The sequence below is a fragment of the Streptomyces sp. T028 genome, assembly GCF_048159505.1.
In the GTDB taxonomy this organism is placed as follows: Bacteria; Actinomycetota; Actinomycetes; order Streptomycetales; family Streptomycetaceae; genus Streptomyces.
Window position 1 is genome coordinate 14,538 of record NZ_JBLRVZ010000013.1, and the last position, 23,760, is coordinate 38,297.

Here is a 23,760-nt window from a genome sequence, read left to right on the forward strand (position 1 = left end):
TGGAAATCCCAAATCCGGAATCTATTGTGGTCGCGAACGGTCGCGCCGCACACCGGTGCGCCGCGGATCCAGAAGAGCGAAGAGTCCATGACACAGCCGGTCAACCAGCGAGACACCGAGCAGATCACACGCAGGCCCCGAGTCGCGGACGAGGTCCGTGACGCGCTGCGCCGACTCCTGCTGGAGCGGGAACTCCTGCCGGGCGACAGGCTGCTCGTCTCCGACCTCGCGCAGCGGTTCGGGGTCTCCCCGACACCGGTGCGCGAGGCGCTCTCCCTGCTGGAGGCCGAGGGCCTGGTGGCCAAGCGGCCGCGTCAGGGCTACGTGGTGGGCGACCTGCTGGACCACGGCACGCTGCAGAGCCTCTACGCCGTACGGCTCCGTCTGGAACCCTGGGCGGCCGGGCAGGCAGCCACGCACGCAACCGCCGAACAGCTCGACCGGCTCGACGCGATGTGCGGCGCACCTCCCTCACCCCCCGACGCGCTGTCCTACCACGAGTACGCCGGCGTGCAGGACCAGGACCTCACCTTCCACGGCCTGGTCGCCGACGCCTCCGGGAACGTAGTCCTCGGGGACGTGCTGGGCCGGCTCGCCCCCAAGCTGCGCCAGTTCCACGCCTACCACCAGGCTGGCGCCACCGAACTGGCCTGGCAGGAACACCGCGCCATCGCCGAGGCGATCGCACGGGGCGACGCCGACGCGGCCGAAGCCGCGATGACCGCCCACCTCCAGGCGGCGCTGGAACGGATCCGCTCCGCCACCGTCCGCTGACCATCAGCGCGCCTGCGGTGAGCCGTACGGCCGTCGGCCCGGAAGGCGAGCCCGGCCTCGCCTTCCCCTCCCACCCGGACCGAGTCCGCCCCCCTCATCCCCATCCCGTCCCGAGGCAGTCCCCGGACGCCCTGGAGGTACCCTGTGAAGTTCCTGCGCGTCGGCCCGCCCGGCCAGGAGACACCCGCCGTCGCGGGACCGGACGGCCGGGCATACGCTCTGACGTCCCTGACGGACGACATCGACGCGACCTTCCTCGCCGCGGACGGGACGGCCCGGGTACGAGAGGCCCTGGCCGCCGGCGTGCTGCCGGAGATCGACATCACCGGGCTGCGTACCGGCGCACCGATCGCCCGGCCCGGCAAGATCATCTGTATCGGGCTGAACTACCGCGACCACGCCGAGGAGACCGGCGCGCCGATCCCTCCTCGCCCGGTGGTGTTCATGAAGGCCCCGTCCACCGTGGTCGGCCCCTACGACCAGGTCCTCATCCCTCGGAATTCAGTCAAGACGGACTGGGAGGTGGAGCTGGCGGTCGTGATCGGTCGGCCCGCCCGCTATCTGGACTCTCCTCGGGAATCTGCGGACGTCATCGCCGGGTACGCGATCAGCCACGATGTCTCCGAGCGTGAGTTCCAGCTGGAGTACTCGGGTCAGTGGGACCTGGGCAAGTCGTGCGAGACCTTCAACCCGCTCGGCCCCTGGCTGGTCACCGCCGACGAGATCACCGACCCTCAGGCGCTGGGCCTACGGCTGTCCGTCAACGGGGAGCAGCACCAGGACGGCAACACCAAGAACATGATCTTCGACGTGGCGTACATCGTCTGGTACCTGAGTCAGTACATGGTCTTGGAGCCCGGCGACGTGATCAACACCGGCACCCCCGCAGGCGTCGCCCTCGGCCTGCCCGGCACACCGTTCCTGCGTCCCGGCGACGTCGTCGAACTGAGCGTGGACGGCCTGGGCACCCAGCGCCAGACCTTCGCCCGGGCGTGAGAGGGAGGACTCCATGACCGCGCCGACCAGCATTCCCAACGGACCCGGCCGTCCCATCGCGTACAGAGCGCCAGGCACCGTCACCGCCGCAGACAAGGGGGTTCGCGCATGAGCGACTTCGACGGACTGCGGGCGATCGTCACCGGCGGAGCCTCCGGCATCGGACGCGCCACGGTCGAGGAACTCAGCGGACGCGGCGCGATGGTCGCCGTGCTGGACCTCGAACCTGGCGACGCCGTCCATGGGTTCCGGGCCGACGTGAGCGACGACGTGTCGGTGCGTACGGCGGTGGAAGCCGCGGCCGCAGCCATGGGCGGGATCGACATCCTCGTCAACAACGCGGGCATCGGCGCAACCGGAACCGTGGAGGGCAACCCGGACGAGCAGTGGCAGCGGGTCCTGGACGTCAACGTGCTGGGCGTCGTCCGCACGACCCGTGCCGCCCTCCCCCATCTGCGCCGGTCGCGGCACGCGGCCATCGTCAACACCTGCTCCATCGTGGCCACCGCCGGCCTTCCGCAGCGCGCCCTGTACTCCGCGAGCAAGGGCGCGGTGCTGTCGCTCACCCTGGCGATGGCCGCTGACCACGTCCGGGAGGACATCCGGGTCAACTGCGTCAATCCGGGCACCGTCGACACCCCGTGGGTCGGCCGCCTCCTCGACTCGGCGGCCGACCCGGCGGCGGAGCGTGCCGCCCTGAACGCCCGTCAGCCCACCGGACGCCTGGTCTCCGCTCGTGAGGTCGCCGCGTCCATCGCCTACCTGGCAAGCCCCGCCGCCGCCTCCATCACCGGGGTCGCGCTGGCCGTCGACGGCGGCATGGCGGGTCTGCGGCTGCGGTCGGCCGGAAACTGAAGGATCTGTCATGACACAGACGAGACAGATCAGGCGCAGACGGATCGGCCACAGCGACACCTGGGTCGGCGAACTGTCCTTCGGCGCCGCCGGAATCGGCAACCTGTTCACCCCGGTGACCAACCAGGAGGCCGACGAAGCCCTTGCCGCGGCCTGGGAGTCGGGCATCCGCTCCTTCGACACCGCCCCCCACTACGGGCTCGGGCTCTCGGAGCGCCGCCTCGGTGCCGCACTCCGCGACCGGCCCCGCCAGGAGTACACCGTCTCCACCAAGGTCGGCCGCGTCCTGGAACCCCTGGCCGACGCGGTCGGCGACGACCTCGCCAACGGCTTCGCCGTACCCGCGACCCACCGACGGGTGTGGGACTTCAGTGCCGAGGGCGTACGGCGCAGCCTCGAGGCCAGCCTGGAACGACTGGGCCTGGATCACGTGGACACCGTCTACCTGCACGACCCCGACCAGCACACCGAGCAGGCCCTCACCGAGGCGTACCCGGCGCTGGAGCGCCTGCGCACCGAGGGACTGGTGAAGGCCATCGGCATCGGCATGAACCAGACCGCCGTCCCCACCCACTTCGTCCGCGAGACCGACATCGACGTCGTGCTACTGGCGGGCCGGTACTCCCTGATCGACCAGAGCGGCCTCGCGGACCTGCTGCCAGAGGCCCACCGGCGCGGCACCTCGGTCGTCGTCGGGGGCGTCTTCAACTCCGGCCTGCTGGCGTCCCCGTCGCCCGGCATCACCTACGACTACGCGCCCGTGCCGGACGGACTGCTGCGGCACGCACTGCGGCTCCAGGAGCTCTGCGAGCGGCACGGAGTACCGCTGAGGGCAGCCGCCGCGCGTTTCCCCCTCGGGCACCCGGCTGTCGCCGCGGTGCTGATCGGACTGCGCAGCGGGGAGCAGGTCCTGGATGCCGTCGAGCAGTTCCGTCGGCCTGTGCCCGACGCCCTGTGGCACGAGCTGCGCACAGCCGGGCTGCTGGAAGCCGGCGTACCCGTGCCGGGCGAGGCTGACGGATGTGCGTCGGGCTCCCCGAGGGAAGCCTCGGGGAGCCCGTAGAGGGTGGCTAGGCACCCAAGCGCCTCGGCGGGACCTCGCCGAGGCACAGCAGTTGCCGGACCGCCGAGAGAAGCCGGACGACCTGACGAGCGGTGCGGGGATGTCGTCCCCGCAGGCTCCGGGATCCACTTCGTTCGCGCCCCACCGGACACACCCGAGCCGCATGTGCGGAAACCTGACCCGGACGTGACACGTGACACGTGACACGTGACACGGACGGGGACGGAATCGGTCACACGGACACGATCCGCCACTGTTGCCGCTCTGCCCGGGTGTAGGTCCACTGGTTGACGGCCGCACCGTCCGCCGTCGATCCGTTGTCGACGTTGAGGGCGAGCCCGGAGAGCCTGTTGGTGAGGAAGAAGTAGCCGTCGCCGGTCGGCGTCACCGCCCAGTGCTGCTGCGGCACACTGTCGTCCGACCAGATGCCTGCCTTGCCGCCGTTCACCCGCGAGAGTCCGCCCACCTCCAGGACCTTGCCGCTGCTCACCCCCCGGATGGTGTAGTAGCCGTCGCCGGTGGAGACGAAGGTCCACTTCTGGTTCGCCTGGTTCCGCCAGGGCTGCTGGCGCACTTCGGTACCGTTGGCGGTGCCGTCGGCGAGCACGTCGGCCACCTTGCCACTGGCGCGGTTCACCAGCTGGTACACGGTCGAGTTGCCCGGCAGCACACGCGACACCAGGGTGGGCTTCTTCCTCCTGCCGCCGATCCGCACCCCGCCCATATTGGCGTAGCCGCCCGTGCCCTCCACGGCCTCGATCCGCACGTACCCCACGTTGCGCGGACTCCATTCCACGACCTTCAGGGCCCGGCTGCCGCCCCAGATACCGCCCCCCACTGCCGTGAAGCGGGTGCCGTCGGTACTGGTGGATACCTTGTACGAGATGATGTCGCCGTCGCTCGTGTTGTTGCGGCCCCACTGCTTGGGCAGGTACTCGAGCGTGGACACGTTGCTCCACACCCCGCCGAGGTCGATGGTGATCGAGTGCGGCAGGTCCAGGCTCCACGTCGACCAGCAGGTCTCGAAGTTCCTGTCGCTGAGCCCGTCGATCGCGTTCATCGGGCCCTCGCCGTCATGGAAACCGGTGGCGTAGGCACTGACCGGTGTCACCGGGTGCTCGGCGCGCGGAAGTTGCGCGGGCAGCGGCGGGCGGGACTTGTCGGGCCGCCAGGCGGATCCCACTTCGGCCAGTCTCTTCACGATGTTGTCGTCGAGTCTGCCGTCGCGGTTGGGCGGGCAGTTGAGGATGAACGAGGTGTACTTGGGCTCCAGGTCGACCAGATGGGACAGGATCGACGCCTTGCTGATGGGGTCGGTGGTCGGCGTCGAGGGGTGCCAGAACCATCCGTCGCTGATCGTCTGCCCCTGCAGGGCGGCGTTTGTGTTCCCCTCCGGCGCCGTGATGCCCAGGGGCTCCTCGAAGTAGATGGCGTCGCCGAGGAACGGAACCGACAGTCCGCCGTGGTCGATCATGACGATGTCCGGCTGGAGGGACTTCACGTGCTCGCGGATCCGCTGGTACGAGACGGCCTGCTGTCCCATCTGCCAGCCGTAGCCGTCGGTGACGAACATGTCGATGGTGCCGTAGTCGGTCAGCAGTTCGGTGATCTGGTTGAGCATGTACGTGAGGTCACCGGGCACGATGGTCTGGTCCGCCCCCACCCCGTGCCGGGTGTCGTACCCCTGGACGTTGTACGACCGGTCCCAGATCGAGAAGTACAGGCCGACACGGAGCCCCTCCGCCCGGAAGGCCTTCACATACTGCTCGACGATGTCCCGTCGGTAGCCGCTGTTGGCGACGTTGTAGTCGTTGTACTTCGTCGGCCAGAGGCAGAAGCCGTCGTGATGCTTCGTGGTGAGCACGCCGTAGCTCATCCGCGCTGCCTTGGCTGCTTCGGCCCACTGCGCGCAGTCCACCTGGGACGGGGCGAAGAGGGCGGGGTTCTGGTTGGGCGCGGCCCACTCCTCGTCGGTGAACGTCCCCATGTTGAAGTGGTTGAACATGCCGAACCGCATGTCCACCAGTCTTCTCAGCGCGGTCCCGGGCTTGTCGGCGGCTGCGGCCGGGGAGGCGGAGAGCGTGGGCAGCGCCGCCGCGGCGGCGGTGACGCCGCCGACGGTCAGGACGGAACGGCGGGACGGGCTTCCTGACGGCATGTTCTGGCTCCTGGTTTCAGAAGTGCGCGGTGTCCGGCACCGAGGGTCGCGCCTCGGAAGCTTCGGTTCATGGGGTGGACAGGGATGGGCCCGCCGGAGTGCGGTGATGCCGTGGGGTGAACCCTCCCGATCCACGAAGTGTGGGGAGCCGCCCTGCGAACGGCTGGCAGCACCGCGGTGTCGACGACTTCGAGCCGACGCGGTATGCCACCTCGGCCACGGGCGGGCGTCGCCGGATGTCAGGCATGAATTTCTTGCATGTAACCGGACTGTGTCAACCATCTTGCTGGGATGAAAAGCGCTTCAACTTCAACACCAGACCCATAACATCCCTTTTATTCCATTTCTCTTCCCTGAAGCATCCCATGTCTGGAGCCATGAAGGGATTCGCGGCAGATGAGGGCCGCCCAGGGTCTGGAGGCGGTTCTCGCCGGCCAGGAGGTCGGCGGCAAGTTCCTGATGAGCGCGGCGGCCGCAGCCTTGGTCAGGGTCTCGGCGGTGGGGCCTGCGACGTGGCGTTTGCGCGACTGCAGGACCAGCCGGGGCTTGTCCGCCGGTCCGGTGACCTTCTCCAGGCGGGTGGGCGGTGGTCTCCTCGACCAGCACGGTACGGCGGAGACCAACGCGAGCTCGGCCGGACTCCCGAGCGGGGACCCCCGGTCGTTCACCTCAGGGCCATCCAAAAGACTCCTGAAATACACCCGTCATTCTCATCGGCCCTTCAGGAGCCGCTGGTTGCGTATGCGTCGCTGGCTGGTCCGCACGGAGAGCAAGGAGACACATGGTGTTCCGGTCGAAAGCAGCCGCGCCCAGGCACGCACGGGCCCGTGGGGCTCGGGCGGACGAAGGCGAGAGCAACACCGGCCAACACGAGGCAATGGCTCCGCTGCACGTGGCCAGTCGGCTGCACGCGTTCAACCGGTTCGAACTGAAATATCTCGTACCGGTCGAACAGGCGGCCGAGATCCGGGACGAACTGGCCGAGCGGATGGACCGTGACCTGCACAGTCCGGTCGGCGGCTACGGAGTGTGGAGCCTGTACTACGACACCCCGCAGCTGCGCTTCTACTGGGAGAAGATCGAGGGGCTGAAGTTCCGCCGCAAGCTGCGCATCCGCCACTACGGCGACCTCGACGGCGTGACCGACGAGTCACCGGTGTGCGTGGAGATCAAGCAGCGGGTCAACCGGGTCACGCAAAAGCGTCGCATCACCCTCCCCTATCAGGTCGCCCGCCGACTGTGCGACGGCAAGGAGATGGTGAAGCACTCCCCGGGGGAGAGCGCGTTCATCCAGGAGGTGCTGGAGCTGATCGTGCGGCTGAACCTCCAACCCACCGCGATCACCGGCTACCAGCGTGAAGCCCTGGTGGGACGCGACGCGGACACCGGGCTGCGCGTGACCTTCGACCGGCGCGTCCGTGGCCGGGACCGGGACTTCCACTTCGGCATCCCCACGCCCGAGAACCGGTTCACCATCCCTGCGCACCTGTCAGTGATGGAGATCAAGGTGAACGAGCGCACTCCGCACTGGATCACGGATCTCGCGGCCCGCCGGAATCTGAACCTCGTCCGGATATCCAAGTACGTGCAGTCCGTCGAGGCCTTCGGCCTGGCACCCCGGTCGGTCTTCCACGTCAACGAGGCGGACTACCCGCCCCCCACCCCCACAGGACAACCGCCGCAACACCAGCGGCCGGCGCCGGGCGCGCCGATGAAGGCAGGAGCACAGTGAACTTCGAACTACAGGAACTCAGCGGCACGTTCAGTGTGGCCGACGTGGTGGCGGCCATGGCGCTGTCGTTCATCCTGAGCACGGCGATCGGATACGCCTACCGCTACACGCACCGCAACGTCTCCTACAGCCAGTCCTACGTCCAGACCCTTGTCATCGTCGGCATGATCGTCGCATTGATCATGCTCGTGGTCGGATCGAACCTGGCCCGGGCATTCTCACTGGTCGGCGCGTTGTCCGTGATCCGCTTCCGAAACGCGATCAAGGAAACCAGGGACGTGGGCTTCGTCTTCCTGGCGATGGCGATCGGCATGGCCTGCGGAGCCCGCTTCTACACCCTGGCCGCCGTCGGCGCGGTGGTCATCTGCACCGTCGTCATCGTCATGTTCAAGTTCAACTGGTTCGCGCTCAACGTCCAGCGGCAGGTCGTCAAGGTCCAGGTCCCGGCCGGGGAGAACCACACCCCCGCCATCACGGACGTGCTGATCAAGTACACCAGCGAGTTCGAGTTGGTGAGCACCGAGACGATTCGGGGCGGGGCACTGACCGAGGTGTTCTACACCGTCCGCATGAAGAAGGGCACCGAGCCGGGCGACCTGGTCTCGGCCCTCCAGTCACGCACGTCCGGGCAGCGCGTGACGGTCCTGACCGGCTACGACACGACCGACCTGTGATGGCGGTCCGTCCGAGGAGGCCCGGGCGACGGCTCCGGGACCGGCTGCCGGTCCGCCTGCGCCACCACTGGAGGCCGGCCGCCGCCCTGAGCGTCGGGCTCGCGTCGATGGTGTACTTCCTCGGCGACGCGCGTGTCTCTCCCTACGTCACCTCCGCGTCGCAGGTGGAGTCCGACCCCATCACCGAGAACGTCGAGGGCACGGTGGACCTCTACGACCGGACGGTGTCCCACTCGATCCAGCTCACCTACGACCAGAGCAGGTTCGAGAAGGTGATGGAGGAGTTCCGCGACGAGGGCACCAAGGACTACATACAGGCCGACCTCACCATCGACGGGGTCCATCTGGAGGACGTCGGAATCCGGTTGAAGGGGAACTCCACACTGATGTCCCTGCGTGGCACTTCGGGCATGGCCGGTGGCGGCCGGACCATGCCGAATGCCGCGCAGGGCGCTCCGCAAGGCGCCGGTGAGGCCGACGCTGGTGCATCGGGGGAAGCGACGAACGGAACGGGCGGTCAGGACGGCGCCCGGAACGCGGACGGCGGCGGCATGGGTGGCGGCATGGTGTCGTACAACCTGTCCGAGGACAAGCCCGAGGAACTCCCGTGGCTCATCAAGATCGACGAATATGTCGAGGGGCGTGCCTACCAGGGTGAGCGGGAGATCTCACTCAGGCCGGGCAGCGACGCGCAGGTGCCGCTGAACGAGGCGCTCTCGCTGTCGCTGACCGAGGAGAGCGGCCAGACGGCCGAGCAGTTCGGCTTCACATCCGTGCAGGTGAACAACCGGCCGGCCGTCACCCGCCTGATGGTGGAGAGCCCCGACACGGACTACGCCGAGGACCTGGGCAACGGAGTGCTCTACAAGGCGAAGGCCGGAGGCAGCTTCGCCTACACCGGCGATGACCCGACCGACTACGAGTCGTCGTTCAAGCAGCTGAACAAGAAGGGCAGCCAGGACCTCGAACCGGTCATGCGGCTCGTCAAGTGGGTCAACAGCGCCTCCGACGAGGAGTTCGCGCGGGATCTCGACGCGTACGTCGACGTCGAGTCGTTGGCCAACTACGTCGCCATGCAGAACCTCCTGATGAACGGCGACGACATGGCCGGCCCTGGCAAGAACTACCTGCTGTGGTACGACCTGGACACCAAAAAGTTCTCCGTCCTCGGCTGGGACTACAATCTCACCTTCAGCGGAGACGCCACAGCAGGGCCGGACGAAACCTTCAGCATCGGAGGAGGCAGAGGAGGCAACGGCGAGCAGGGCGCCTCCGCGGGGAACGGCACGGCACCGGAGGCCGGACAGGACGGCGCGGCGGGCGGAGCGCCCCAGGGCATGCCCTCCGGTGCTCCCCAGGGAATGCCCGGCGCAGCCGCAGGCGGCGGCCAGAACGGGGGCGGGGAAGGCCAGGACCGCGCCGGCGGAGGCGGATTCTCTTCGGGACACATCCTGAAGGAACGGTTCCTGGAGTCCGACTCCTTGGACGATGTCTACAAGAACGCCTACCGGTCGCTCTACCAGAAGCTCTACGGATCGGGAACCGCCGCGGACGCGCTGCAGACCATCTCCGAGGAGGCCCGCGCCGCCGGAGCCGACAGCGAAGACCTCGGCACCGCGGCATCGACCCTCGAACAGACCGTCACCCAGCGGACCGAGGCGCTCGCCAAGGACACGCAGGTGACCGGCTGAGACACCGGCGTCCCGGGCTTCCCGTCTGTCATTCCCGCCCGGGACGCCGGCCCACGTCACCTTCGGGACCTCCGGGGTCCTTGCACCTGACGCGATCTCATCGGGCGTTCAGGGAGCGAGGGCCCCTCGCTCATGCCCCGCACAGAAACCGTGGATAGCATCGCGCCTCCGTCCCAGACCAGGCCCTCGGGCCCGGTCTGCCCACATGTCCGAGGTGAGTCGGAGCCGTGAGCCAGAACGATGCCGCCCCGTCGACGCCCGGTGCCCGCCACACCGTTCTGGTCGTGGAGGACGACCCGGGTATCCGCGCCCTGCTCACGTCCGCCCTGCGCGCCGCGGGTTACGCGGTGGTGCTCGCCGGTACCGGGCAGGAGGCCATGTTCGAAGCGGGCCGCCGCAGCCCGGACCTCATTCTGATGGACGTGATGCTCCCGGACACCGACGGCTTCGTGCTGACCCGGGAGTTACGGACGCTGGGTGCGTACACCCCTGTCCTGTTCCTCACCGCCCGAGGCGAGGTAGAGGACCGGATCGTCGGGCTCAGCTCCGGCGGTGACGACTACGTGACCAAGCCCTTCCATGTACAGGAGGTACTGCTGCGGATCCGGGCCATCCTGCGCCGGGGCAGCGCCCCCGCGTCCGCGTGGAGCCCTCGGCGAGAGTTGCGCTATGCCGATCTGATCCTGGACGAGGGCACACACGACGTACAGCGTGCCGACCGGCCTTTGAAACTGTCCCCCACCGAGTTCCGGCTGCTTACCTGTCTGCTGTCCCACCCCGAGCGTGTGCTGGAGAAGGCCGAGATCCTACGGCTGGTGTGGAAGTACGACTTCGCGGGCGACACCCGCATCGTCGACACGTACGTGAAGAATCTCCGCCGCAAGATCGACCAGACACCGCCCGCTCTGATCCACACCGTCCGAGGGGTCGGCTACTGCCTGCGCCTGCCCCGCCAGGGAGCCGGGACGGCCGCCCCGTGAGAATGCGGCTGCGACCGTCGCGACCTCGCTCCCTGCGCGGACGCCTCATCTGGATGGCCTGCCTGCCGGCCGCGGCTGCGGTGCTCGTGTGCCAGATCGCCGGGCTGATCGCGCTGCGGTCCTGGCTCATCGACCAGATCGACGACCGGCTCCTCGACTTCCGTCCCCCCGCCCACGTGTACCTGCAGATCGCCGACACCGGAGCGCTGCGGCATCCCGACCCCGACGACGGTCTGCCCTCGGACTACCACGTGTACTTCTACGGCACCGACGGCCTCTTGCTCGCGGACTCCCTCGGCGACGGGCCGGGCCCTCCCCTGCCGGAGACGGACGCCGGTCTGCAGTCGGCCGACAACGAGCCCGTCACAGTACGGGCCGACACCGGGAACCGGGAACGGAGTTGGCGGCTCGTGACCGACTCCGGGCCCCGGAACATGCGCGCCGTGGTGGCGCTCCCCCTCGACACCGTGGACGGCGCAACCACCACACTCCTCTGGTTCGGCCTCGTGCTGGACGCGGGTGTCGCCCTCGGTGTCGTCCTGCTGAGCAACGCCGCGGTCCGTCTCGGCCTGCGACCGCTCACCAGGATCGAGCACGCGGCGCAGCGCATCACGGACGGTGCTCTGGACCTCGGTGTTCCCGCACTCGACCCGAACACCGAGGTCGGCCGCCTCGGTCTCGCGCTGAACACCATGCTCGACCGATTGCGCGCCGCCCTGCGACGTGCCGAGGCGTCCGAGACCCGTCTGAGCCGCTTCATGACCGACTCCGGCCACGAACTGCGCACGCCGCTCACCTCGATCCAGGGCTTCGCGGAACTCCTCCTCCACGAGCCCGGGATGAGCGACCGGCGGCGCACCGAGGCGTACGAGCAGATCGCGCACAACACCGACCGTATGACGCGCATGGTGGGCGATCTGTTCACGCTCGCCAAGCTCGGCGACGCGCCACGGCTCAAACGGGAGACCGTCGACATGCTCGCCCTGGCCGCCGACGCGGTGACGACCGCGGCCGTACGTCATTGCGGCCACCGCGTCGGCCTGGAGCCGGTGGGCGACGGTCACGAGGCCGGCCAGGACGGCGAGCTCGCCGTCGTGGAGACACTCGGCGATCCGCACCAGCTCGCTCAGGTGATGGAAAACCTCTTGGCCAACGCCTGTGTCCACACCCCCGCCGGGACCTGGGTCCGTGTCGGGGTCGGGGTCGGCACCACGCGGACCGACGCGGGAGCCATGGGCACGGACCGCCCCGGACGGAGCAGCGTCTGTCCTCCGTTGCCGCCGGGCGTCCCGGTCTGCGTGGTCGAGGTCTCCGACGGCGGCCCCGGCATCGGACCCGACGAGGCGCCCCACGTCTTCGACCGGTTCTACCGAGCCGCCGCAGGCCCCGGCACGGAGGCCGAAGCGGGGTCCGGCCTCGGCCTCGCCATCGCGTCGGCCATCGCCGCGAACCATGGCGGTCGGCTGGAACTGGACACCCTTCCCGGCCCGGGCTGTACTTTCCGCCTTCTCCTTCCCGTCGCCCACCCCGTGGAACGGGACGATCACCCATGTGTTCCGGGCGAGCACTGTGACGGTGACGTCCGAACGCGGGCAGGGCAGTAGGCCGCGGAGGAGATCGCCGAGGCGGTCGTCGTCCGTCATCTCCGAGCACGGGATGCCGCACCCCTGGCGAGCGCGGACGGGTGCGGTCGAGACGTTCGGTGCGAGAGGTATTGACGTTCCCTCCGAGCCTTCTAGTATCCATGGCGACCGACGGGCCGGTCGATGGTCGTGATATCGAACATGACCGTCGGGTCGATCCGGGCACGCGGCACGACCCAGGCACGACAGCACCCGCATCATCAGCATCGGCAAGGCCCTCCCACGCGCCACCACGCCGGACGCACGACGACGCGCATGGTGGTCGTACGGCGGGCCCCGACCGCCCATGGAGTCCGTATGCCTGCGGACACACCACGTCTTCGTCCGCGCCTCCGCCGTGCAGCCCTGACCGTCCTGAGGACATCAGCCACGGCGTACTCGTCCGCAACGGCAACGGCAACGGCAGCGGCACAGCAACAGCAACGACCAGACGGTTCCCAGCTTCCCTGGCGGCTGGGCGCCCCTGCCCTGTCACGGCAGCCGGGTGTCCCCACCATCCGGCGGGAGCCCCCAGGTGATCGGTCCATGACCCTGGCCCGGCCCACTGCCACGCGCGACACCCGAGGTCTGTGCGCCGGGGAACCGACGCCCCGGCATCTCCCCCCTGACGCAACGCACCTCGTCGGGTACCACCGTCACCCGCTGACGTCCGGTCCCGTCACACGAAGGAGAGCGATCGCCCATGTCATGGCTCAACCAAGAGCACAGTCGCCGCACAGCGCTGACCACGGTCACCGGTCTGTTGGCCGGGGCCTCGGTGCCTGCCGCCTCCGGAGCACGCGCGGCAGCGTCCACGCCCACCGCGGCGAGTCCCGAGGCCGTCGCCGCCTCCTACACCAACCCGGTGATCTGGCAGGACTTCGCGGACATCGACATCATCCGGGTCGGCAACACCTACTACTGCTCGGCCTCCACGATGCACTACTCGCCGGGGGCACCCGTCCTGCGCAGTTACGACCTGGTCAACTGGGAGTTCGCCGGTCACTCCGTGCCGACGCTGGACTTCGGCGCGAAGTACGACCTGAACGGCGCGCGGGGCTATGTCAGGGGCGTCTGGGCCTCGTCCCTCAACTACCGCCCGAGCAACAAGACGTTCTACTGGCTGGGGCAGATCGACTTCTCCAAGACGTACATTTACACCGCGACGTCCGTCGACGGCACCTGGAGCAGGCTCACAACGATCGACAACGCCTACTACGACGCGGGCCTGCTCATCGACGATGACGACACCATGTACGTGGCCTACGGCAACACGACCATCAACGTCGCCCAACTCTCCGCGGACGGACGCAGTCAGGTCCGGACCCAGCAGGTCTTCACCACGCCCTCGAGTGTCGGGGCCCTTGAGGGCTCCCGCTTCTACAAGATCAACGGCAACCACTACATCTTTCTCACCCGTCCGGCGAACGGGCAGTACGTCCTGAAGTCCACCAGCGGCCCCTTCGGGCCCTACACCCTGCGGCAGGTTCTGCTCGACCTGCCCGGACCGGTCTCCGGCGGCGGTGTCCCGCACCAGGGCGGACTCGTCCAGACCCAGAACGGTGCCTGGTACTACATGGCCTTCGTCGACGCCTACCCCGGCGGCCGCATCCCCGTCCTCGCCCCCATCACCTGGACCTCGGACGGCTGGCCGACCGTACAACTCGTCAGCAACGCCTGGGGCGCCTCCTACCCCACCCCCGCCGTCCCGGCCCCGCCCCGCCAGGTCACCCCGCTGACCGGCGTCGACACCTTCGCCGGGACGGCCCTCACACCGAAGTGGGAGTGGAACCACAACCCCGACAACAGCAGGTGGTCCGTCAACAACGGCCTCACCCTCCGGACCGCCACCGTCACGGACGACCTGTACTGGGCCCGGAACACCCTCACCCACCGCATCCAGGGCCCCACGTCCACCGCGACGATCCAGCTCGACCACTCGGCCATGAAGGACGGCGACCGAGCCGGGCTCGCGCTGCTGCGCAACTCCTCCGCCTGGATCGGCGTCAAGCGCGACAGCGGCGCGACGCGGGTGGTGATGGTGAACGGCCTGACCATGGACAGCAGCTACAACACCACCGGCACCGGCACCGAGGTCGCGAGCGCCGACATCTCGGGAGGCCGCGTCTGGCTGCGCGCGGACGCGGACATCCGCCCCGGCGCGGCCCGACCGGGAACTTTCTCCTACAGCACGGACGGCACCACCTTCGTCCGTCTCGGGCCCGCGTTCACGATGGGCAACGAGTGGCGGTTCTTCATGGGCTACCGGTACGCCATCTTCAACTACGCCACCCAGGCGCTCGGCGGCTCGGTCAAGGTCACCCGGTTCGAACTGACCAGCCCCTGACCGGGCAACCGCCCCTGCGTGGTCGCCGGAGCGTGCCCCGCCCGGGACCCGGCGCTCGCGTCGGCCGTCACCGAAAAAACGCCGGACACCGCGCTCACCTCGCGTGCCACCTCGGCGGCTCACAACCCGCCGCCGGTCGTGGCGACGGCCCGGGCAAAGAACCTCCCCGCAACCAGGAACAGGACAGCGACGGGAGCGGGGCCCGGCCCTCCAGCCAGGGGGAAGGCACCCGCCCTCGTACGCCGACCGGTCCTTCCGCGTCGTCCGAACCACCGACCAGAGTCTCCCCCCGTCATGGAAAGGGCACACGATGTCTTCCTCCGTCAGCAGACGCCGCCTCCTGCAGGTGGCCGGGGCCACAGTCGTCGCCTCCTCCGCCGGGCCCCTGCTCGGCAGTGCCCCCGCGCGCGCCGCCGTCGTACCTCCGGCCCGCGCGGACATCGGGGTGCTGGCACACCCCTTCGACTTCGGCCAGATCCGGCTGACCGCGAGCCGGTGGCTGGACAACCAGAACCGCACCAGCAGCTACCTGCGGTTCGTCGACGCGGACCGTCTGCTGTACGTCTTCCGCGCCAACCACGGTCTGTCCACGGGCGGCGCCACCGCGAACGGCGGCTGGGACGCGCCGTCGTTCCCCTTCCGCAGCCACGTCCAGGGGCACTTCCTCACCGCCTGGGCCCAGCTGTACGCCGTGACCGGGGACACCGTGTGCCGGGACAAGGCGGCGTACATGGTCGCGGAACTGGCCAAGTGCCAGGCCAACAACGGCGCCGTCGGCTTCGGCACCGGATATCTCTCCGGCTACCCCGAGTCCGACATCACCGCCCTGGAAGCACGAACCCTGAGCAACGGCAACGTGCCGTACTACACGATCCACAAGACCCTCGCCGGCCTGTTGGACGTGTGGCGCTACGTCGGCAGCACCCAGGCCCGCAGCGTACTGCTGGCCCTGGCGGGCTGGGTCGACACGCGCACCGGCCGGCTCACCACGGCGCAGACACAGGCCATGCTCGGCACGGAGTTCGGCGGTATGAACACCGTACTGACCGACCTCTACCAGCAGACGGGGGACGACCGCTGGCTGACCGTGGCCAAGCGGTTCGACCACGCCACGGTGTTCGACCCGCTGGCGGCCGGCACGGACGCACTCAGCGGGCTGCACGCCAACACCCAGGTACCGAAGTGGATCGGCGCCGCCCGTGAGTACAAGGCCACCGGCACCACGCGCTACCGGGACATCGCGACCAACGCCTGGAACATCTGCGTCGGCACCCACACCTACGCGATCGGCGGCAACAGCCAGGCAGAGCACTTCCGCGCTCCCAACGCCATCGCCGCCTACCTGAACCAGGACACCTGCGAGAGCTGCAACACCGTCAACATGCTCAGTCTCACCCGGGAGCTCTACGCCCTCACCCCGGACCGGGCGGCTCTGTTCGACTACTACGAGCAGGCGTGGCTCAACCAGATGATCGGCCAGCAGAACCCGGCCGACCCGCACGGCCACGTCACCTACTTCACTCCCCTCAAGCCCGGGGGCCGGCGCGGTGTGGGCCCGGCCTGGGGCGGTGGCACCTGGAGCACCGACTACACCACCTTCTGGTGCTGCCAGGGCACGGGCCTGGAGATGCACACCCGGCTGATGGACTCCGTCTACTTCCACGACGGCGGCAGCACCCTCACCGTGAACCTGTTCGTGCCGTCCGTCCTCACCTGGACCGAGCGCGGCCTCACCGTCACACAGACCACGTCCTTCCCGGCGACCGACACCAGCACCCTGGTCGTCACGGGCAACGCCTCCGGGACGTGGACGATGCGCATCCGTATCCCGGGCTGGACCACCGGGGCCGTGATCAGCGTCAACGGCACACCGCAGAACGTCACCGCCACCCCCGGCAGCTACGCCGTCCTCACCCGCTCCTGGACCGCCGGCGACACGGTGACCGTCCGCCTGCCCATGCGGATCATCATGCGGCCGGCCAACGACAACTCCAAGGTCGCCGCGATCACCTACGGACCGCTCGTCCTGTCCGGTGACTACGGTGACACCGCGCTGAGTTCCCCGCCCTCCTTGGACACGTCCACGATCAAGCGGACCGCCACCGGCCCGCTCACCTTCACCGCCACCGCGAACGGCACGACCGTCGACCTCGGACCGTTCCATGACGCGCACGGCCACAACTACACGGTCTACTGGAGCATCGGCTCTGCCCCCACCGTCCGCCTCCTCAACGCCGACAGCGGTCTCGTCCTGGGCATCCAGAACATGTCCACGGCCGACGGCGGCCGGGCCCTGCAGTGGAACGACAGCGGCACGGCCGACCACAACTGGGAGCTGGTCAACGACGGCGCCGCCTTCCGCATCCGCAACGCCCACAGCGGCAAGGTCCTTGGCGTCCAGGACATGTCCACGGCCGACGACGCGACCGTCCTGCAATGGTCGGACTCCGGAACCGCCGACCACCGCTGGAGCCTGCTGGACCAGAACGACGGCACCTACAAGATCCGTAACGAGAACAGCGGCAAACTCCTCGCCGTCGCGGGCGGCTCCACCGCCGTCGGCGCGTTCGTGGTCCAGGACTCGGACGACGGCACGGCCGACAACCGGTGGCGCGTCGTGCGCAATTAGCGCTGCTGCCCCCTCCGGGAAGGGAGCGTCCACGCCTCAGGCCGGCCGTGGACGCTCCCTTCCCACCGGGTCAACCTGGTTCCCGGGCCTCAGCCGATGGCCGACCGGTGCCGGGCGGGTCAGGGCTCCGCGGCAGGAGACCGACCGGGGTGCACCGACGGCGGCCGGAACCCCGTACCCCCGGTGCGTCACTGTGACGACGCTTTTGACCGGGCACCGCCCGGGCTCAGCCCAGATGCATCCAGACGCCCTTGACCTCGGTGTACACGTCGAGGGCGTACTTCCCCATCTCGCGGCCCCAGCCGCTGGCCTTGAACCCGCCCCAGGGCGCCGCGCTGTCCGGGATCGGCAGCATGTTCACGAAGACCGCACCGGCCCGGACCCGGGAGGCGAGATGGTGGGCGGTGGACAGGTCCCGGGTCCACAGGGCCGCCGCGAGGCCGTAGTCGCTGTCGTTCACCCGTGTGGCCAGTTCGTCCGGATCGTCGTAGGCGAGTACGGGGAGCACCGGGCCGAAGATCTCCTCGCGGGCGATGGCCATGTCGTCGTGGACGCCGCCGAAGACCGTCGGGCGGTAGAAGTTGCCCCGCTCCAGCGCGCCGTTCTCCCGGCTGCCGCCGGTGACGAGATGCGCCCCCTCGGCCACGCCCCGCCGGACGTAGGAGTCGACCTTGAAGGTAGGGCCGCATGACCGTCGACATCGAACCGACCACCCCGGCCGGGCGGACCGGGCAACAGGCCCGGCCGCACTTCCTGCGGGTCGTCCTCCGACGCCCCAGCGCCGTGGTCTCACTGGCCGTCCTGACCCTCGTCGTCCTCGCTGCGCCCTGGCCGGGCTCGTCGCGCCCCACTCCGCGCTGGCGCAGGACTACGGCGCGGTGAACAAACCGCCCTCCGGGGCCCATCCGCTGGGCACCGACTCGCTCGGCCGCGACGTGCTCAGCCGTCTGCTGCACGGCGGGCAGGTGACCCTCAGCGGAGCCCTCGTGGCGGTGGTCGTCTTCACCGTGATCGGTGTGACGGTCGGTCTGGTCTCCGGCTCCACCGGGGGGCGCCTGGACACCGTGGTGATGCGGGTGACCGAGCTGATCCAGGCCAGCCCGGGTCTCATCATCCTCCTGGTGGTGCTGGCGATCTTCGGTTCCGACGAGACGGCCGCCATGCTCACCCTGGGTGTCCTCGCCTGGCCCGTTCCCATCCGGGTGGTGCGCGCGGCGTCCGCCGAGGCCCGTACGGAACTCTTCTTGACCGCGGCACGCGTGGCCGGACCGACTCCGGGACAGGTGCGCCGTCGGCACATCCTTCCCGCCGTGGCCGGTCCGGCCCTCACCCAGGTGATGCTGTTCGCCGCGACGGCCATCCTGACCGAAGCCGGACTGGGCTTCCTCGGTCTCGGGGTGCAGCCTCCCCAGCCGAACTGGGGCAACATGATCACCGACGCGCAGAACGTGATGACCGAGAAAGGGCGCCGCCCACAGCGCCTACCCGCAGTCCCTCGACGCCTTCCTCGACGTGGTGTTCCACGCCCTCGACGACTGAGGGTCCGCCCCGCCTCCCTGCTCGGCCCCTCGCCCGTCGGTCCGCTGCGAGGGGTCGACCGGCGATTCGCGGCCACCGCGCCGGCGGCGGCCCATCCTGCGCCCTCCCCGGAGTACATGACGTCCGGGACCGGTTCGGCCTCGGACCGCTCGCGGCGGCCTCACGCCGGGGCCCGGTCACCGCGGCACCTCCGTCGTGCCCTCCCGTGCCCCGCTACGGAATCCGCCCGGAGCCGGCTCCGCGGTCGGCCAGGTGACGCCCGGCGAGGTGTCCGAAGACCATCGCCGAGCCGATCGGCGCCCCGGGCCCGGGGTAGTACGGGCCCGCCACCGACGCCATGGTGTTGCCGGTGGCGTAGAGGCCCGGTATCACCGCCCCGTCCGCGCGCAGGACCCGGGCCGTGGTGTCCGTGCGCAGTCCTCCCTTGGTGCCGAGGTCGCCCAGCACGAGCCGCACCGCGTGGAAGGGGCCCCGCTCGATCGGCACAAGGCCCGGGTTGGGTCCGGTGCCGTCGGCGAAGAACCTGTCGTACGCGTCCTCGCCCCGGTGGTGGTCGGCGTCGACACCGTCGGCCGCGTAGGTGTTGAAGAGACGTACGGTCTCGGTGAGTCCTGCGGCGTCGACACCGGTGGACGCGGCCAGTTCGTCCAGGGTGTCGGCGGTGTGCCAGAGACCCGCCTCCGCGAAGGACTTGCGGTCGGCCGGGACCACGACGATACCGGGCGGTTCCTCTCCCCAACGGCCGTCGAAGACCCACCACACCGGCCGGTCGGGCGCGTTGCCGACGTCGGCGGCGAGCATCGCGCGGCCCATGCGGTCGTAGGGCAGGCACTCGTTGGCGAAGCGGCGGCCGTGGCGGTCGACGAACACTCCGCCGCGGAAGCCCAGGGCGAAGTTGGCCGAGCCGTCCGGGAAGAGCACCGACGGGCACCACCAGGACTCGGCGAGCAGCGCGGTGTCGGCTCCGATCGCCTGGGCAGCGAGGATGGCGTCGCCCGTGTTGCCGCCGGGGGCACCCATCGTCCACTCGGCGCCGGGCAGTCGCTGCCACTCGCGGCGCAGCCGGTGGCTGGCCTCGAAGCCGCCGGCCGCGAGAAGGACACCCTTGCGGGCGCGGACGCGAAGCGTCCCCTCTCCGTCGGAGGTGCTCAGCTCCGCGCCGGTGACGGCCCCGTCGGCGTCCGTGACCAGGGCGGTGAGGGCGGTGCGCAGGCGGGTCCTGCCGCGCCCGGTCGCCCGCAGGGCCACCAGCAGCCGGGCGATCAGCGCGCGTCCGTCCGTGAACGGTCCCTCCGGGCCCCGGACGCCGAGGCGCTCCTCCCAGGCCGCGGGCCGGACCGCCGCCAGCAGGTCGTCGCCGGCCTCCGGTGCCGGGTACTCCACGGGGAACACACCGCGCCCGAGCGGGAACCGGCCGGGGGCGTCGAAGTAGTCGGGGAAGGGCCGGTGTTCGAAGAGGACGTCGTGGTCCTGCTCCAGGAAGTCGACTGTCGGGCCCGCGTTGTCGATGTACGCGTCCTGCAGGTCGGCCGGGGTGCTGTCGCCGACGATCGCCCGGAAGTAGGACCTGCCCAGTTCGGCCGAGTCCTCGACCCCGGCTCTCGACTGGGCCGCGTTGCCGGGCAGCCACAGGCAGGCGCCGGCATACGCGGTGGTTCCGCCGTAGTAGCCGGTCTTCTCGACCACCAGCGTGTCGAGCCCGGCGGCGGCGGTCGTGCAGGCGCCGGTCAGCCCGCCTCCGCCGGAGCCGACAACGAGAACGTCGCACTCCTCGTCCCAGTCGGTGGTCGTCGCCTCGTCGGTCATGTCCGTGACTCCTCGGTCGTGCGGGTGGCTGGGGAGGGAGCGATGGGCGGGGCCGGTGTCACCAGGGGGGCGCGGTGACGGTGCGCAGGTCGTACCAGAGCGGGAAGACCTCCCGGCGGGCGATCCGCCAGCCTTCGGCCGTACGTACGCAGGAGTCGTGGTAACGGACCGGGCAGTACAGATCGGTGGCGTTCCCGTCGGTCCCCGTGCTGTGGTGATGCGCCTCCGCCGAGACCACCGCGGTGGCCGATCCGCCGCCGTCGGTCACCTCCGCCACATGCCCACCGACGAGGTGGTGAACCCGGTCGAACCCGCCGAGGTCGTCGAACTCCTTGAGGAGTTCCGCCGGCCCCCGGCGCTCCTGCACCACGGATCCGTCCGGGCCGTGGATCACCACGACGCCGTCCCGGGTGAACACGGAGAGATAGTCCTCGCGGTCCCCACGGTCCAGCGCCGCCGCGTAGCGCTCGGCCAGGGCGCGCAGTTCCGCGCCGTCCGCGTACGCATGGTCCGTGGGCCCCTGCTCGGGCGGCGGGACGGTAGCGAGCGTCATGGTGATTCCTCCGGTCGGTGGCAGGTACGGACGAACAGGCCGGTGGAGCGAGTGTCGGACCGGGACAGCCCGCCTGCCACGACAGGTCCCGACGACCGGGAACGGCCCGCGCCACGACTACACGAGCCAAGCAAATGCTTGGTCATCGCCGTGTACCTACCTAGCGCTTGATTGGTTTCGTGGCTAGGGTGTCGCCATGCCGATCCAGTTGGACATGTCGGGGAAGGTCGTCCTGGTCACAGGAGGGGCCAGGGGCGTCGGTGAGGGCATCGTGGAGGTGTTCCTGAGGGCGGGCGCGCAGGTCGAGATCTGCGGGCGCGGCACGCCGGGTGCCGCTCGAACGGTCGAGGACCGGACGGCGCACTTCAGCAAGGTCGACGTACGCGACCCGGACCAGGTCGACCGCTGGGTCGAGGACATCACGGCCCGCCGGGGCCGGATCGACGTCGCGGTCAACAACGCGGGCGGCGCGCCGTTCGCCGACTTCGCCACCGCCTCGCCCCGCTTCCACCGCAAGGTCACCGACCTCAACTTCCTCGCCCCGGCCTTCGTCAGCCGCGCGGTCTTCCCGGTCATGGACGCCCAGGACGACGGCGGTGTGGTGCTCAACATCAGCTCCATCAGCGCCCGGCGGCCCAGCCCCGGGTCCGCCGTCTACGGCGCGGCGAAGGCGGCCCTGGAGAGCCTGACCACCACGCTGGCCGTGGAGTGGGCGCCCCGGGTGCGGGTCAACGCCGTCAGCTGCGGGCTGGTGGCGACACCGGGGTCCACGGACCACTACGGCGACGCGGAGCAGACGGCCCGGGTCGCGGCGACGATCCCGCGTGGCGTCTTCGCCGGACCCGGCGACATCGGCGCGGCCTGTCTCCTGCTCGCCTCCCCGCTCGCCGCGCACATCACCGGCGCCGTGCTGAACGTGGACGGTGGGGGCGAGTGGCCGGCCTTCCTCCAGCACTCGCCCAACACCGCTGCGCTGACCGCGAGGTCACGCGAACGATGAATCCCGACCACCAAGGGGAGTCCCCATGCCCGAAGCAGTGATCGTGTCCGCCGTGCGCTCACCCATAGGGCGGGCGTACAAGGGATCGCTCAGGGATCTGCGCCCCGACGACATCGCCGCACAGATCGTCGGGGCCGCGCTCGCCGAGGTGCCCGCGCTCGATCCGTCCGAGGTCGCCGACCTGATGCTGGGCTGTGCGCAGCCGGCCGGCGAACAGGGCTACAACCTGGCCCGGATGACCGCGCTGCGGCTCGGCCTCGACACCGTGCCGGGCACCACGGTCCAGCGGTACTGCTCCTCGTCGCTGCAGACGACCCGGATGGCCTTCCACGCCGTCCGGGCGGGAGAGGGCGAGGTGTTCGTGTCGGCCGGGGTGGAGATGGTCTCACGGTTCGGCAGGGGCAAAGCCGACGGGATGCCGGACACCCGCAACCCGGTGTACGCGCGGGCCGCCGAGCGCACCGCCCGCCGCGCCGCGGGCGAGGGTACGGACTGGACCGATCCGCGGGTTGCCGGTGACCTGCCCGACGCCTACATCGGCATGGGCGACACCGCCGAGAACGTGGCGCTGATGTGCGGGGTGTCGCGGCGCGAGCAGGACGAGTTCGCGGTCCGCAGCCAGCAGTTGGCGGAGGCGGCCGAGGCACGGGGGTTCTGGAAGCGGGACATCACGCCGGTGACCCTTCCGGACGGCAGCGTGGTCGCCGCCGACGACGGGCCCCGCAAGGGGGTGACGGTGGAGAAGGTGTCGGCGCTCAAGCCGGTGTTCCGGCCGGACGGGACCGTCACCGCCGCCAACTGCTGCCCGCTGAACGACGGGGCGGCGGCCCTGGTCGTGATGAGCGACCGCCGCGCGAGCGAGCTGGGCCTCACCCCGCTGGCGCGGATCGTCTCCACCGGGGTGTCCGCGCTCAGCCCGGAGATCATGGGCCTCGGCCCCGTGGAGGCGAGCCGTCAGGCGCTGCGGCGGGCCGGACTCGCCGTGGGCGACATCGACCTGTTCGAGTTCAACGAGGCGTTCGCCGCGCAGGTGGTCCCCTCCGTGCGCCAGTTGGGGGCCGACCCGGAACGGGTCAACGTCAACGGCGGCGCGATCGCGCTCGGTCACCCTTTCGGCATGACGGGGGCCCGGATCACCACGACACTCATCCACGCCCTCCAGGAGCGGGACGGCCGGTTCGGCCTGGCGACCATGTGCGTGGCCGGCGGCCAGGGCATGGCCATGGTGATCGAGCGGCTCGGCTGAGCGGTTGCCCGGCGGCGGGCCCGGAGAGGGCAGGTGCCGGGCCGCGTGCGCGGTCGTGGTGATCGAGCGGCCGGGCCCGCAACGCGGCGAGCCGC

General features: G+C 70.0%; 17 protein-coding genes and 2 pseudogenes. 15 read left to right on the top strand and 4 right to left on the bottom strand.

Going from position 1 to position 23,760, the window contains the following annotated elements; all coding sequences use genetic code 11:
* Positions 1 to 87: 87 nt before the first annotated feature.
* The 4 genes from ACLZN2_RS14380 (at position 88) to ACLZN2_RS14395 (ending at position 3,688) form a co-directional block, all read left to right on the top strand.
* Positions 88 to 774, top strand: a complete 687-nt coding sequence (locus ACLZN2_RS14380) for a GntR family transcriptional regulator (RefSeq protein WP_416978836.1) — start codon at positions 88 to 90, stop codon at positions 772 to 774.
* A gap of 144 nt (positions 775 to 918) precedes the next feature.
* Complete coding sequence (locus tag ACLZN2_RS14385; protein ID WP_403833960.1) at positions 919 to 1,770, top strand: fumarylacetoacetate hydrolase family protein; 852 nt, start codon at positions 919 to 921, stop codon at positions 1,768 to 1,770.
* A gap of 108 nt (positions 1,771 to 1,878) precedes the next feature.
* Entirely contained in the window at positions 1,879 to 2,625 is a 747-nt protein-coding gene (locus tag ACLZN2_RS14390) for an SDR family NAD(P)-dependent oxidoreductase (RefSeq protein ID WP_403833962.1), read from the top strand.
* A 10-nt stretch (positions 2,626 to 2,635) separates the two neighbouring features.
* Positions 2,636 to 3,688: an aldo/keto reductase gene (locus ACLZN2_RS14395; RefSeq protein ID WP_416978837.1), complete on the top strand. Its 1,053-nt coding sequence runs from the start codon at positions 2,636 to 2,638 to the stop codon at positions 3,686 to 3,688.
* A gap of 232 nt (positions 3,689 to 3,920) precedes the next feature.
* On the opposite strand, the gene ACLZN2_RS14400 is transcribed toward ACLZN2_RS14395, so the two are convergent.
* The gene (locus ACLZN2_RS14400) at positions 3,921 to 5,846 is read right to left on the bottom strand and encodes an alpha-L-fucosidase (protein WP_416978838.1); all 1,926 of its coding nucleotides are present in this window, start codon (positions 5,844 to 5,846) and stop codon (positions 3,921 to 3,923) included.
* 877 nt (positions 5,847 to 6,723) lie between these two features.
* Between ACLZN2_RS14400 and ACLZN2_RS14405 the strand changes: the two genes are divergently transcribed.
* The 7 genes from ACLZN2_RS14405 (at position 6,724) to ACLZN2_RS14435 (ending at position 17,521) form a co-directional block, all read left to right on the top strand.
* Positions 6,724 to 7,578: a polyphosphate polymerase domain-containing protein gene (locus ACLZN2_RS14405; protein ID WP_416978839.1), complete on the top strand. Its 855-nt coding sequence runs from the start codon at positions 6,724 to 6,726 to the stop codon at positions 7,576 to 7,578.
* A complete protein-coding gene (locus tag ACLZN2_RS14410; RefSeq protein WP_416978840.1) occupies positions 7,575 to 8,252 on the top strand; it encodes a DUF4956 domain-containing protein in 678 nt (225 codons plus the stop codon). The genes ACLZN2_RS14405 and ACLZN2_RS14410 overlap by 4 nt, the downstream gene beginning before the upstream one ends.
* Entirely contained in the window at positions 8,252 to 9,943 is a 1,692-nt protein-coding gene (locus ACLZN2_RS14415; RefSeq protein ID WP_416978841.1) for a CotH kinase family protein, read from the top strand. Before ACLZN2_RS14410 ends, ACLZN2_RS14415 begins: the two co-directional genes overlap by 1 nt.
* 227 nt (positions 9,944 to 10,170) lie before the next feature.
* Positions 10,171 to 10,923 (top strand): response regulator transcription factor, encoded by a 753-nt coding sequence (locus tag ACLZN2_RS14420; RefSeq protein WP_416978842.1) that lies wholly within the window; start codon positions 10,171 to 10,173, stop codon positions 10,921 to 10,923.
* Positions 10,924 to 10,925: 2 nt separating this feature from the next.
* Complete coding sequence (locus ACLZN2_RS14425) at positions 10,926 to 12,527, top strand: HAMP domain-containing sensor histidine kinase (RefSeq protein ID WP_416979002.1); 1,602 nt, start codon at positions 10,926 to 10,928, stop codon at positions 12,525 to 12,527.
* Between the two features lie 721 nt (positions 12,528 to 13,248).
* Entirely contained in the window at positions 13,249 to 14,892 is a 1,644-nt protein-coding gene (locus ACLZN2_RS14430) for a glycoside hydrolase 43 family protein (protein ID WP_416978843.1), read from the top strand.
* A 310-nt stretch (positions 14,893 to 15,202) separates the two neighbouring features.
* Positions 15,203 to 17,521 (top strand): beta-L-arabinofuranosidase domain-containing protein, encoded by a 2,319-nt coding sequence (locus ACLZN2_RS14435; RefSeq protein WP_416978844.1) that lies wholly within the window; start codon positions 15,203 to 15,205, stop codon positions 17,519 to 17,521.
* 226 nt (positions 17,522 to 17,747) lie between these two features.
* On the opposite strand, the pseudogene ACLZN2_RS14440 reads toward ACLZN2_RS14435, so the two are convergent.
* Positions 17,748 to 18,182 (bottom strand): annotated as a pseudogene (locus tag ACLZN2_RS14440) (aldehyde dehydrogenase family protein); the annotation flags it as partial.
* 26 nt (positions 18,183 to 18,208) lie between these two features.
* Here ACLZN2_RS14440 and ACLZN2_RS14445 point away from each other — a divergent pair.
* Entirely contained in the window at positions 18,209 to 18,403 is a 195-nt protein-coding gene (locus tag ACLZN2_RS14445; protein WP_416979008.1) for a hypothetical protein, read from the top strand.
* Positions 18,404 to 18,537: 134 nt separating this feature from the next.
* A pseudogene (locus ACLZN2_RS14450) lies at positions 18,538 to 18,954 on the top strand (ABC transporter permease); the annotation flags it as partial.
* Positions 18,955 to 19,273: 319 nt separating this feature from the next.
* Here the strand turns inward: ACLZN2_RS14450 and ACLZN2_RS14455 are convergent.
* Together ACLZN2_RS14455 and ACLZN2_RS14460 are read right to left on the bottom strand one after the other, a co-directional pair.
* Positions 19,274 to 20,866: an FAD-binding protein gene (locus tag ACLZN2_RS14455; protein ID WP_416978845.1), complete on the bottom strand. Its 1,593-nt coding sequence runs from the start codon at positions 20,864 to 20,866 to the stop codon at positions 19,274 to 19,276.
* 58 nt (positions 20,867 to 20,924) lie between these two features.
* The gene (locus ACLZN2_RS14460; protein ID WP_416978846.1) at positions 20,925 to 21,419 is read right to left on the bottom strand and encodes a nuclear transport factor 2 family protein; all 495 of its coding nucleotides are present in this window, start codon (positions 21,417 to 21,419) and stop codon (positions 20,925 to 20,927) included.
* 196 nt (positions 21,420 to 21,615) lie between these two features.
* On the opposite strand from ACLZN2_RS14460, the gene ACLZN2_RS14465 reads away from it, so the two are divergent.
* A complete protein-coding gene (locus tag ACLZN2_RS14465; RefSeq protein ID WP_416978847.1) occupies positions 21,616 to 22,419 on the top strand; it encodes an SDR family oxidoreductase in 804 nt (267 codons plus the stop codon).
* Positions 22,420 to 22,444: 25 nt separating this feature from the next.
* Positions 22,445 to 23,665 (top strand): acetyl-CoA C-acetyltransferase, encoded by a 1,221-nt coding sequence (locus ACLZN2_RS14470; protein WP_416978848.1) that lies wholly within the window; start codon positions 22,445 to 22,447, stop codon positions 23,663 to 23,665.
* Positions 23,666 to 23,760: the final 95 nt, after the last annotated feature.

Excerpts from the sequence above, each read along its gene's own strand:
- ACLZN2_RS14380 (WP_416978836.1), top strand. The coding sequence starts at position 88 with ATGACACAGCCGGTCAACCAGCGAGACACCGAGCAGATCACACGCAGG.
- ACLZN2_RS14390 (WP_403833962.1), top strand. The coding sequence starts at position 1,879 with ATGAGCGACTTCGACGGACTGCGGGCGATCGTCACCGGCGGAGCCTCC.
- ACLZN2_RS14395 (WP_416978837.1), top strand. The coding sequence starts at position 2,636 with ATGACACAGACGAGACAGATCAGGCGCAGACGGATCGGCCACAGCGAC.
- ACLZN2_RS14400 (WP_416978838.1), bottom strand. The coding sequence starts at position 5,846 with ATGCCGTCAGGAAGCCCGTCCCGCCGTTCCGTCCTGACCGTCGGCGGC.
- ACLZN2_RS14405 (WP_416978839.1), top strand. The coding sequence starts at position 6,724 with ATGGCTCCGCTGCACGTGGCCAGTCGGCTGCACGCGTTCAACCGGTTC.
- ACLZN2_RS14415 (WP_416978841.1), top strand. The coding sequence starts at position 8,252 with ATGGCGGTCCGTCCGAGGAGGCCCGGGCGACGGCTCCGGGACCGGCTG.
- ACLZN2_RS14425 (WP_416979002.1), top strand. The coding sequence starts at position 10,926 with ATGCGGCTGCGACCGTCGCGACCTCGCTCCCTGCGCGGACGCCTCATC.
- ACLZN2_RS14430 (WP_416978843.1), top strand. The coding sequence starts at position 13,249 with ATGTCATGGCTCAACCAAGAGCACAGTCGCCGCACAGCGCTGACCACG.
- ACLZN2_RS14435 (WP_416978844.1), top strand. The coding sequence starts at position 15,203 with ATGTCTTCCTCCGTCAGCAGACGCCGCCTCCTGCAGGTGGCCGGGGCC.
- ACLZN2_RS14445 (WP_416979008.1), top strand. The coding sequence starts at position 18,209 with ATGACCGTCGACATCGAACCGACCACCCCGGCCGGGCGGACCGGGCAA.
- ACLZN2_RS14455 (WP_416978845.1), bottom strand. The coding sequence starts at position 20,866 with ATGACCGACGAGGCGACGACCACCGACTGGGACGAGGAGTGCGACGTT.
- ACLZN2_RS14460 (WP_416978846.1), bottom strand. The coding sequence starts at position 21,419 with ATGACGCTCGCTACCGTCCCGCCGCCCGAGCAGGGGCCCACGGACCAT.
- ACLZN2_RS14465 (WP_416978847.1), top strand. The coding sequence starts at position 21,616 with ATGCCGATCCAGTTGGACATGTCGGGGAAGGTCGTCCTGGTCACAGGA.
- ACLZN2_RS14470 (WP_416978848.1), top strand. The coding sequence starts at position 22,445 with ATGCCCGAAGCAGTGATCGTGTCCGCCGTGCGCTCACCCATAGGGCGG.